This window comes from Ignatzschineria sp. PL_is040 (assembly GCF_055813795.1).
The window spans coordinates 130,816-141,822 of sequence record NZ_JBVPGU010000004.1 but is presented as its reverse complement, the minus strand read 5'-3'; the positions used below and the strand labels follow the sequence as shown (position 1 = coordinate 141,822).

The 11,007-nt window shown below is 43.4% G+C and carries 12 protein-coding genes; 1 reads left to right on the top strand and 11 read right to left on the bottom strand.

What is annotated here, in order from left to right:
* Positions 1–302: 302 nt before the first annotated feature.
* Both AC0SAP_RS07175 and AC0SAP_RS07170 read right to left on the bottom strand, forming a co-directional pair.
* Entirely contained in the window at positions 303–728 is a 426-nt protein-coding gene (locus tag AC0SAP_RS07175; protein WP_133243695.1) for a hypothetical protein, read from the bottom strand.
* A gap of 255 nt (positions 729–983) precedes the next feature.
* Complete coding sequence (locus AC0SAP_RS07170; RefSeq protein WP_473383638.1) at positions 984–1,559, bottom strand: pilin; 576 nt, start codon at positions 1,557–1,559, stop codon at positions 984–986.
* A gap of 236 nt (positions 1,560–1,795) precedes the next feature.
* On the opposite strand from AC0SAP_RS07170, the gene AC0SAP_RS07165 reads away from it, so the two are divergent.
* Positions 1,796–2,641, top strand: coding sequence for a M48 family metallopeptidase (locus AC0SAP_RS07165; RefSeq protein ID WP_473383637.1), 846 nt, complete (start codon positions 1,796–1,798; stop codon positions 2,639–2,641).
* A gap of 69 nt (positions 2,642–2,710) precedes the next feature.
* Here AC0SAP_RS07165 and AC0SAP_RS07160 read toward each other — a convergent pair whose 3' ends face one another.
* The 9 genes from AC0SAP_RS07160 to AC0SAP_RS07120 all read right to left on the bottom strand — a co-directional run bounded on the left by AC0SAP_RS07160 (position 2,711) and on the right by AC0SAP_RS07120 (position 11,005).
* The gene (locus tag AC0SAP_RS07160; RefSeq protein ID WP_473383635.1) at positions 2,711–3,700 is read right to left on the bottom strand and encodes an AAA family ATPase; all 990 of its coding nucleotides are present in this window, start codon (positions 3,698–3,700) and stop codon (positions 2,711–2,713) included.
* Complete coding sequence (gene tmk / locus AC0SAP_RS07155) at positions 3,687–4,358, bottom strand: dTMP kinase (protein ID WP_353623204.1); 672 nt, start codon at positions 4,356–4,358, stop codon at positions 3,687–3,689. The genes AC0SAP_RS07160 and tmk overlap by 14 nt, the downstream gene beginning before the upstream one ends.
* Positions 4,359–4,432: 74 nt before the next feature.
* Positions 4,433–5,491, bottom strand: coding sequence for an endolytic transglycosylase MltG (gene mltG / locus AC0SAP_RS07150; RefSeq protein WP_094567843.1), 1,059 nt, complete (start codon positions 5,489–5,491; stop codon positions 4,433–4,435).
* 16 nt (positions 5,492–5,507) lie between these two features.
* On the bottom strand, positions 5,508–6,749 hold the full coding sequence (gene fabF, locus AC0SAP_RS07145; RefSeq protein WP_473383633.1) for a beta-ketoacyl-ACP synthase II: 1,242 nt from the start codon (positions 6,747–6,749) through the stop codon (positions 5,508–5,510).
* A gap of 255 nt (positions 6,750–7,004) precedes the next feature.
* A complete protein-coding gene (gene acpP / locus AC0SAP_RS07140) occupies positions 7,005–7,238 on the bottom strand; it encodes an acyl carrier protein (RefSeq protein ID WP_094567847.1) in 234 nt (77 codons plus the stop codon).
* Positions 7,239–7,361: 123 nt separating this feature from the next.
* Positions 7,362–8,096 (bottom strand): 3-oxoacyl-ACP reductase FabG, encoded by a 735-nt coding sequence (fabG, locus tag AC0SAP_RS07135; protein WP_473383631.1) that lies wholly within the window; start codon positions 8,094–8,096, stop codon positions 7,362–7,364.
* Between the two features lie 285 nt (positions 8,097–8,381).
* Complete coding sequence (zapD, locus tag AC0SAP_RS07130; protein WP_094567850.1) at positions 8,382–9,098, bottom strand: cell division protein ZapD; 717 nt, start codon at positions 9,096–9,098, stop codon at positions 8,382–8,384.
* A 198-nt stretch (positions 9,099–9,296) separates the two neighbouring features.
* The gene (gene coaE, locus AC0SAP_RS07125) at positions 9,297–9,980 is read right to left on the bottom strand and encodes a dephospho-CoA kinase (RefSeq protein ID WP_473383630.1); all 684 of its coding nucleotides are present in this window, start codon (positions 9,978–9,980) and stop codon (positions 9,297–9,299) included.
* A gap of 170 nt (positions 9,981–10,150) precedes the next feature.
* Positions 10,151–11,005, bottom strand: a complete 855-nt coding sequence (locus tag AC0SAP_RS07120) for a prepilin peptidase (protein WP_473383629.1) — start codon at positions 11,003–11,005, stop codon at positions 10,151–10,153.
* Positions 11,006–11,007 lie beyond the last annotated feature (2 nt).

The window sequence follows — 11,007 nt, the reverse complement described above, 5'->3', positions numbered from 1 at the left end:
AGCGTTCAGCTTCTTTTTTCAATGAATATCTTTCAATCATTCTTAAGAGAGATTGTTGAACGGCGGGAGCCGACTATTTCGTTCTTTTTACAACTGCATGCCCGCCTATTGCCATCTTTAATGTCCACTTGCCGGCACGCGATTTGTGGAAGTACGCGATAGTAAGGACCGGCAGCGTTCAGCTTCTTTTTTCAATGAATATCTTTCAATCATTCTTAAGAGAGATTGTTGAACGGCGGGAGCCGACTATTTCGTTCTTTTTACAACTGCATGCCCGCCTATTGGCATCTTTGATGCCGAATCTATCGACGACATTGTAAAGGAGTGATCGGCATGGGGAGATCTCCTCCACGGCACTCCACATTTCCCCGCGTTAATTGGTCAAGAGAGTTGAACGAGAGCTGTAATGTCCTATTCGGAAGATTGATCAACATTGGAGAGAAAGTTACTTCAAGATAATTTCCCGGGTAGATAATGATGTCAGCAATATTGGGGGTACGCTCTGCTAAAAAGGCATTTGAGACAGCAAGTGGTGTTGTCATCTGCTCGATGGTTAAACTAAGCGCTACTTCCGATATTAAGGTCTTTGCCTCCTCTAATGCCTGGTCGATACGGCGACGCTCCATAATATCACGCGCAATAATCGCCACTAAAGCCAAAACAATCAACCCTAAAATTAGGGTGATCATCCATTCAGGTTTTACTCTACGCAATAGTAATGTCTTCACAATTAACGGCTCTATTATCAAAAATGATCAACACAATAAAAGAGATAACCGATCAAAAATAATCACTATTCTCGATCGGTTGCCAATATGATTTCTAATATGATTTCTAATATGATTTATCACATGACTTCTCATATGACTACTCATATGATTTTTCTATAAATGCCCCTATCAGGAGAGTGCTACCTCCTCACCCACTAGGGATATTTAAGAAGAATTATATCATACCCCTAACGCAAAGCCTTACAGAAGATGCTATTGAGTGAGACACTCTTTCGGAAGGTGCTCTTTAGCAATATTCTCCCCCTGACAAACCCACTGAATAGTGCCACCTGCAGTTTGAGCTGTTAAGCGTAATTTAGCCGAGTCACTCCCTTCACTTTTGACCTCATCATTATAAGTAATGATGATATGATTCCCGGCAAGCGCAATAGACCCCACACTATTACCACGATAACTCTCTGCCGCCCCTAATCCTAACTGCTCATGAGCATCTTCTTGTGGCCAATCACCATTGAGGGCATAGTAGAGCTCAGCCTCCAATTGAATACCTTTTGCTAAAGTGAGCCCTTCTGTAATCTTTGCACGTTGTAGATAGTTACTGTAGACCGGAATCGCGATCATACTAATAGTCGCAATTAGAGCTAACACAATTAGAAGCTCCATCAGGGTAAAACCGCCCTCTGCCATCATGCGATCTTCCACCATACAATCTTCTCTCGATCGCTCCTCAATGATGTGCCGCTCTTCTGGTGAACCCCCTATCGCCTCTTCTACAAAAGTCACGCGTGATAAAAACCACTCTCTAAAAAAGCTGATCATCGATCTCATGTAACCTCCTACTATTTTCTAGCGCTTTTTCAATAAGATCGCCCCTAAAAGTAGTACAATAGATCCATTTACGGTGAAGGGTAAGATGCCGGAAGACAAATCTCCCATTGCGCCCATCAATCAACGGATTGATCGCCAATCCACTGCTGATTTTCAGCTCATAGTAGAGATAGCAAACCGAAAAACCAATCGGTCAAAGCATCGAAGAATATAACTTGTTTAGGAGCGTAGAAGCGATGAAGATTAAAACGATATTGGGGCAGATAGGAGCCGTTATTCCCTCTCAGGGCAATCAACAGAAGAAATTATTCTCCATTGTGGCAGCAACATTAATTATCACTGCTTGTGCAAGTAGTACTCAAGCAGGATTAACGGGTGTTACGCGCTCACAACTACAATTGATTCCGGCCGCAGAACTCAATGCGCAATCGAAACAGGCTTATCAAGGGATGATTCTTGATGCTAAAAAATCTGGTGCAGTCGATCATAATTCCCGCACGGCACAACGCGTTAAGCGTGTTTTTAAACGATTAGTACCCCATACGCAAAACTTCCGCCCCGATAGTGAACAATTTGAGTGGGAGATCAATGTGATTCGTAGCAATGAGCTCAATGCTTTTGCTATGCCGGGTGGAAAGATGGCAGTCTACAGCGGTATTGTTGAGCAACTCAATCTTACCGATGACGAGATTGCCGCAATTGTAGGGCATGAAATGGCTCATGTCTTACGAGAACATAGTCGTGAGAAAGCCTCCCAAGCATTAGTCAAAACGTCTGGGATCTCTATTGTCGCCTCCGTGTTAGGTGTTGGAGAGATTGGCAATGAATTGATGCAACAAGCAGGGGATGTCGCCTTCTCTCTCCCCTTCTCCCGAACGATGGAGAGTGAGGCAGATATTTTAGGATTGGAATTGATGGCGCTTGCCGGCTATGACCCCAATGCGGCGGTCACCCTCTGGCAGAAGATGTTAAATGCCTCCGGCGGTAGTGGTAGCTCTATTCTCTCTACCCATCCATCAGGACCGGAAAGAATTACAACACTAAAATCGCAGATTCCTAAAGTGGCCCATCTCGTTAACTAAAAGAGAGAAGGAGAGAGAGGGAGAGAGAAAAATAGGCGTTGCCGGCACCTACAGAAACCGGCAATGAGACTAGCCAAAGAAAGAGACAAACCAAGCCTCTAATGCCCAATCGGTTCGTGTCTGCTCCTCTCGCAATCGACTAATTTCAACTAATTGCTCATATTGCGTTAAACGAAATTGGGGCGAAAGACGCGCAAGATAGAGAAAGAGCGGCGCTAATGTAGGAAAACGCTCTCCCGCGGTGGGATCAAAAGAGTTTCGAAGAAGAAAAAAGAGAAAGCCAAAGGTGAGCGCTTCTGTCTCAAGAAGAAGCGTTAACTCTCGGCTTGGGAGTATCTCGCCTAATAGTAATCGCTCGAGACTCTCTTGCAACGGTTGTAGCTTCTCAATATAGCCCTGTTGTAGATAGTTGAGCGCTAAAAAAGGCGCATCAAAGGTCACCGCTAAGAGCAGCCGCAACTGCTCCTCTTTTAGGGAGTAATGCCCTGTAATCTGCTTCTGTAGATAGCTGAGAGAATCCTCCTCTGAAGGGGACTCTACAAAATAGAATTGGCACCGACTTCGAACGGTGATCGGTAACTTCTCCGGCTCACTACTCTCTAAGAGAAAGAGCAGATCGTGAGGCGGCTCCTCAAGTACCTTTAAAAGACTATTGGCGGCATTTAGATTCATTCGATCCGCCTGCTTAATCACCACTACTTTCCGGCCGGTCTCCGGCGTGAGTTGCGCAAAATGGTGAATTTTACGAATATCATCCACCTTGATTTCACTCTCTCCGGCAATGATATAGAGATCGGGATGAAACGCCGATTGCAGCCAGCGACAACTTTGACACACGCCACAAGCATGCCCATCCTGAGGATTCTGACATAAAATCCGATTAACAAGCGCATCCACCAGATACCGTTTACCGACGCCGGACTTTCCATAGATCAAGAGCGCATGGGGTGGGTAAGGGCTTTCGATTCGCTGCATTAAATCGAGATAACCTGCCTGAAGCCAAGGAATCTCTTTAAAGCGTATTAAGTCCCTCATCTCTTTTTGTTCATCTTTCATCATCTCCTCCTCGTGCTTGATAAGCGGGGAGACTCTCAATCTTTTTCAAGATCGCATCGGTAACCTGATCGATCGGCGCCATTGCATCAATAACGCAAAACTGCGTAGGTCTTGCTTGAGAGAGTGCCTCAAATCCGGCAGATACCTTCTCAAAAAAATGAATATTTTCCGCCTCAAAGCGATCCTTTTTGCCACGAGATTGAACGCGCTTCATCCCCTCAACTACAGGAAGATTGAACCAAAAGGTACAATCAGGGCGAAGATCCCCTTGCACAAGTTGTTCTAAGGCCTCAATATCGCTCAAGGGGAGACCTCGCGCATAACCTTGATAGGCATAACTCGATTCGGTAAAGCGATCACAGAGAACCCATTTTCCTGCCTTCATCGCCGGCAATATCACCTTTGCAATATGCTCTGCTCGCGCTGCAAACATTAAGAGCAATTCTGTCATCTGGGACATCTCCTTTGTGAGGAGTAACTCTCTGACCGACTCACCTAGAGGCGTACCTCCTGGCTCTCGTGTTGTGACAACATCGATTCCCTGCGCCTCTAAAAATGCTTTTACATATGCAATCTGCGTACTTTTTCCGGCACCTTCAGTTCCTTCAAATGTAATAAAAGAACCCCGAACGGGGCTCTTATTCTGAAGGGAGTCTTGTATAGATGATTTTACTTTAGGCTTCACTTCCGATTTCACTTCTGATCTCTCTGCTGCTTTCTCTTGCTCGATCACTACTATTTCCCTCTCATTCGATCGCGATACTGCTTGACCGCTCGATTATGCTGATCTAATGTCTCTGAAAAGAGATGTTCACCAGAACCATCCCCCTTTGCGACAAAGTAGAGCGTCTTACCCGGTTTTGGATTTGCCGCCGCATAGATCGCCTCTCGACTTGGCATCGCAATTGGCGTAGGGGGAAGCCCATCACGAGTATAAGTATTGTAAGGGGTATCACGTTGAAGATCGCTCTTATAGATTACACCACGATATTGATCCCCTAAACCATAGATAACGGTTGGATCAGTCTGTAGACGCATCCCCTTCTGGAGTCGCCGCACAAAAACACCGGCAATCTCCGGCCTTTCACTGGCAACTCCCGTCTCCTTCTCCACAATAGAAGCTAGCGTTAAGAGCTCCCCCTTATTTTTAATAGGGAGATTCGGCTGACGCGTCGCCCAAGCCTTATCGACCACCTCATTCATCGCCGCGTAACTACGCTTCAAGAGTTCAGCGTCACTATAATTTTTAGGAAACAGATAGGTATCGGGGAGAAAATAGCCTTCATAAGGTTTTCCCTCTAAACCGATCGCAGCCATCACCTCTTCATTACTTAAACCCTTTAAAGTTTGATTGAGATGGGGGGATTTCTCCAAAGCTTGCCGTAGCTGAGAGAAGTTCCACCCCTCAATAATGGTAAAGTTATATTGCAAGACACGACCACTGGTAATAATTGAGAGAAGTTCAAGAGGATACATCTCCGGTAAGAGCGCATATTCCCCGACCTTCAACTTACTCGCATCACCGGTAAATCGGGCATACCACTTAAAGTAGAGAGCATTGCGAATAATATTTTTACTACGCAATATCCCAACAACATCATCAATCGTCATCCCCGGCTTAATCTCAAGAACGATCCCATCTTCCGGCAAATTCACGGGGGTCTGCAAAAAGTCCTCTAGATCTTTAGAGACAACAAAGAAGCCGCCTAGCAAAATAATTAAGAAGATAATAACGCTTACTTTCGATAGAAGATAACGAAAAAAGGTCTGAATAACTCTACCCAATAATCTCAAAAGAAAACCTCTTCACTTAATCTATTTTTTTAAAGATCAGGCTACCATTTGTCCCGCCAAAGCCAAATGAGTTAGAGAGAACGACCTTCAACTCTGCCGGCTCTGCCTTATTGGCAATGATACGATACTCTGCCACTTCTGGCTCGGGATTATCTAGATTGATCGTAGGAGGAATAATTTGATCTCTCATTGCCAGAATGGAGAAGATCGCCTCGATCCCACCGGCGGCACCTAAAAGATGACCTGTCATCGATTTAGTTGAACTGATCGCAACATCTTTTGCCGCATCACCAAAACTGTTTTTGATCGCTTTGAGCTCCATCAGATCGCCGACAGGGGTTGAGGTTCCATGAGCATTGATATAATCGATCTCAGATGGATCAATTCCTGCATCTTTAATCGCTGCATTCATACAGAGTGATGCACCTTCACCATCGGGAGAAGGGCTTGTAATATGGTATGCGTCTGAACTCATTCCAAAACCGATCAACTCACAGTAGATATGTGCGCCTCGGGCTTTAGCATGCTCATACTCTTCTAGAACGATCACACCGGCACCATCCCCTAATAGAAAACCATCACGATCCACATCCCATGGGCGAGATGCTTTTTCCGGGGCATCATTACGACGGGAGAGTGCTCTAGCTGCGGCAAATCCTGCAACGCCTAATGGCGTTGTTGCCATCTCCGCACCACCTGCTAACATCACATCCGCATCCCCATGCTCGATTAAACGCGCTGCAAGACCGATCGAATGTGTTGCAGAAGCACAAGCAGTAACTGCCGCAATATTAGGTCCTTTCAATCCCGTCAAGATCGAGATCTGTCCTGATACCATATTCACGATCGATCCAGGTACAAAAAATGGGCTCACCTTATTGGATCCACGATCGATCAATGTTGAGTGATTCTCTTCAATTCCTGGCAATCCACCGATACCTGATCCAATTAAAGCACCAACACGCTCTGCATTCTCATCTGTAATTTCAAGTCCAGAATCTGCTAAAGCATCTAAGCCAGCAGCAATACCATACTGAATAAAGAGATTGAGTCTTCGCGCATCTCTAGGGGAGATATATTTCGATATATCGAAATCTTTTACAGGGGCAGAAAATGTTACAGGGGAATTACTCACATCAAAATGGGTAATCGGTGCCGCTCCACTCTTCCCTGCTAAAATATTTTTCCAAGACTCTTCATAACTATTTCCTACAGGCGTTACTGCTCCTAGCCCTGTAACAACCACTCGTCGTTTCATTTAAAGCCCCCTTGTCTGTCAGCTTTATCTATATCCATCAAGTAAATCGGTATTATCTGTCAATAATCTACAGTTGAAATTTCTACAATTAAAATTTCTACAATTAAAAGTTCTACACTGAAAAACTATCGATAAAAAAAAGCGACTGTATAGAGCTTAATATAAGTCCTAAACAGTCGCTTCTATTTACATATGCATTCGAGCAGAGGCTTGTTTCCTAACATCTACCCAAAATCACATTCTGTAAATCAACTACTATAGGTTAGCATTTACGTAGTCGATAGCCTGCTGAACTGTAGTAATTTTTTCTGCTTCTTCGTCTGGAATATCGCAGTCAAACTCTTCTTCAAGAGCCATTACTAACTCAACAGTATCAAGAGAATCTGCACCTAAATCGTCTACGAAAGATGCTGAATTCACAACTTGCTCTTCTTTAGCATCAAGTTGTTCCATAATTACTTTTTTGACTCGTGCTTCGATGTCGCTCATAACTTTAAATCCTTAAATTATTATAACAAAATGGCTCGTGCCAATTCTGTACTAAAAAAACGACTGTTGAATTAACAGTTCACCAAAATTAATACAATGGCAATTATAACTAATAAAAAATCATTAGTCCATCAACATACCACCATTAACATTGATGGTTTCGCCTGTAATATAGGCAGCAAGATCGGAAGCTAAAAAGGTGACCGCCGCTGCAATCTCTTCAGGTTCCCCAAGTCTACCAGCGGGAATATTGGCTAAAAGAGACTCTTTAACAGACTCTGGTAAATCTTTAGTCATATCTGTATCGATAAAACCTGGCGCCACGCAATTGACTGTAATTCCACGTGATCCTACCTCTTTTGCCATCGATTTTGTAAAACCAATCACACCTGCTTTTGCCGCCGCATAATTCGTTTGACCGGCATTACCTGTAATACCAACAACAGAGCTGATGTTAATAATTCGACCATATCTCGCCTTCATCATCGGACGAAGAAGTGCTTTTGAAAGTGCATAGACACTTGTTAGATTGGTTAAAATAACATCATTCCACTCATCATCTTTCATTCGCATTAAGAGTTGATCGCGGGTGATGCCGGCATTATTCACTAAAATTGCAGGCGATCCTTTCTTTTCAGTAATTGCTTTTAAAACAGATTCAATGCTCTCTTGATCTGTGACATTGAGCACTAATCCTTCACCTGACTCTCCTAAATAAGCGGAGATTGTTTCAGCCCCTTTCTCTGATGTTGCCGTACCAAAGACATAAGCACCTTCACGGGCAAGACTTTCGGCAATCGCCTTTCCAATACCGCGCGTTGCGCCGGTGACTAATGCAATCTTTCCATCTAAACTCATAAATACCTCATTAAAATAAAGGAATTAACGACTCAACCACTCCTCTTTTAAGCGATTGAACATAAAATCATAAAATTCTATCTGGTCTACCTGATCTTACCTAATCCTACTTGATCTTCCTGATCTCTCTGGCATCAAAAGCTATCCAACATAAATGATGAATAAATGATGAACGATAAACGCTCATATACTATCAACATCTAAGATCATCCCCGAACAATCAATCTCTAATAATCAACCTCTAATAACGCTCAAAATAGCCTTAAATAGATTTAACGCAATAGGTTAAGCACCACAAATTTCCACCTTCAAGGTAATATCTGTATCCACTTGACGAGGAGGCTCCCAAGGTGTTGATTGCGCCACCAATCGAATACTCAATTGATGACGGTTCCCACTAAATTCTGGAAAGAAATCATAACCATCGGTATTGAGGCGCAGTAGCCCTGCCTTCCACTTCACGGATCGATAGTAGAAGCCATGCTTAAAGACACACTCCTCTTCAATCATCTTGCTACGAAGATGCTTTAAGACAAAACGGACGGCATGCATCACATTGTCGATTACAGACATCCATTGATAAAAGTGCTGTTTCCGTAGCTCGAAGGGCATATTGAGCCAATTATGCAATACAGGAAGATCAAATGCACAGATCCCACCAACAATGACAAATCGTTGGCGCAATGTATTGAGGAAGACATTCTCCTTAACATCATCATAAGCACGAAATGATTGCCGGCTTAAGATATTCTTGAGCTCTACAGCTTCAAGCTGATCATCCCCTTCAAGCTTATTCATAGAGATCATCTGATCGAGCTGTTTGATCAACTCAATTTTTGTATCATTTTTAGAGACCAGCGTGACGAGATCTAACAATGCGCGAACGGCAGCGATAGTACTATATTCTGAATCATGCTCAATATAGACCACTGCCTGCTCTGCTAACATCTCGATTCTTAAAAAGCGTCTGATACCTTCTGTTAATGGAAACTCGTAAATCATTCTGATCCTTATCTATTATTTCACTATCTCGCTCTGGAATATTGCTAATAACCCTCACCGCATCAACTCCCACCAGCTCTCATTTTGACCATTTTTAAGCAGTTACATGATCTGCCATTGCGCTATTGCATCATTGCATGAATGCATCATTTAACTACTTAACTGTATAACTGTATAACTGTATAAATTATTACCCTTTCAAGTTAGAGCTACAGGCTCTCGATAGTACAGGTGAAGTTTATCAAGTTGCCGTTCCACAAACTGGTTGTTTTCATTGATGATAATATGATTACCTAGCTTTCGTCGATCTAAACGGGAGATTTGCGCATTAATAATCTTCTCCGCTAAATCTTTATCAATACTATCACGAGCCATTAAGCGCTGTAACTGTAATTGATAAGGAACCTCAATTACTAACACATCATCACACAACTCTAAATAGGGGGAATTTTGGTCAATCACAGGGACAACCACCACAATGTAGGGCGCATGGTGAGATTGATTGATCAACTCCTCAACCGCACTACGAATACGCCCATGCAAAATAGCCTCTAACTGTTGCTTCGCTTTTTCATCATTGAAGATCAACTCACGCATCTTTGGGCGATCAAGCTCACCCTTCGCGGTAAAGAGCTGATCACCAAAAGTATCCCTAATCTCGGCAAGCGCTGCTCGACCACGAGCATTACTGCTTTGCGTCAACTGCCGGGAGATCTGATCGGTGTCGATAATTATCGCCCCTTTTGAAGCAAGATAGTCGGAGACAAAGGTTTTACCACTTGCAATCCCCCCGGTCAAAAGCAGACGCCTTGCTCTTTGAGCCAAATCTCCCTGCTCCTCACCTTGATCTACTCTCACTTTATCATCTAACGCTTCGCCCATCTTCTCCCCCTGCGATATTACACCACAACGCTCCACATACTCACTACATTACAAAAATATGCAATAATCCATACGCAGTAGCGCTCATCACGCCCATCTCTTACCATTTTTATACAACCCAATAAGAGAATGCACGCCAATTGATGCGATCAATCCTCTCTCTTTTTCGTTCAATTGCCGAAAATTTGTAGGTTAAAGTAGAGAATTATACCTGAAAAACCTAATGCCGGCGCAAAGGGTATCACTTTATCCCCCAAATTTTTGGCGATTTTCACCTCTAACGCTCGCTCTAACTCCCCCTCTAATTTCTCAGCTCGCCTCTGCAATAGAATGCCTTTTAGAGTGATAAAGAATCCATATCCCAATCCTAATAGCGCACTTAATAGCAGAAGTTGCGATAAATTTTGCACCCCAACCCAGGCTAAAAGTGCTGCAAAGAGTTTAATATCTCCCCGCCCCATAATCTCCCTTCTCACAAAAAGCACCCCACTCCAGTAACAGACCTCAAAGAGAAGATATCCGCCCATAACGCCTAAAAGAGCAGATTCGAGCGCAACAGACCCTAACTGCAAAAGAGAGAGGAGAATACCACACCATAGTAGCGGATAGAGAAGCGGATCAGGGATGAGATAGTAACGCAGGTCAAAGAGGATCAACGGCATCAAAAGGAGAAGAAAGAGACGATCCTGCCACTGAAGTTGATAATTGAAGAGAAGAGATAAGCTCAGCGAAAGAAAGAGTTGTAGAGAGAATAAAAATAGAAAAAATCGCAGAAAAAGCCTCAAGAGAGTACCAAAAGAGAGTATCTCTTCCCCCCTTTTATAAGATGGAGAGAAAAGTGATGACAAAAGCATTGAAAGCGTTCCCTTCTGAAAAAGGAACAAGTGCCGATTACTCAGATTCCGAGGCAAATGACGATTAAAATGCAAATCATAGATCCCTTTACGAATCCACCAAAGCCAAGCGTAGAGAAACAGAATCCCTAACGCAACCAATGCCGACAAGAGTAACTCTTTTACCATCATTT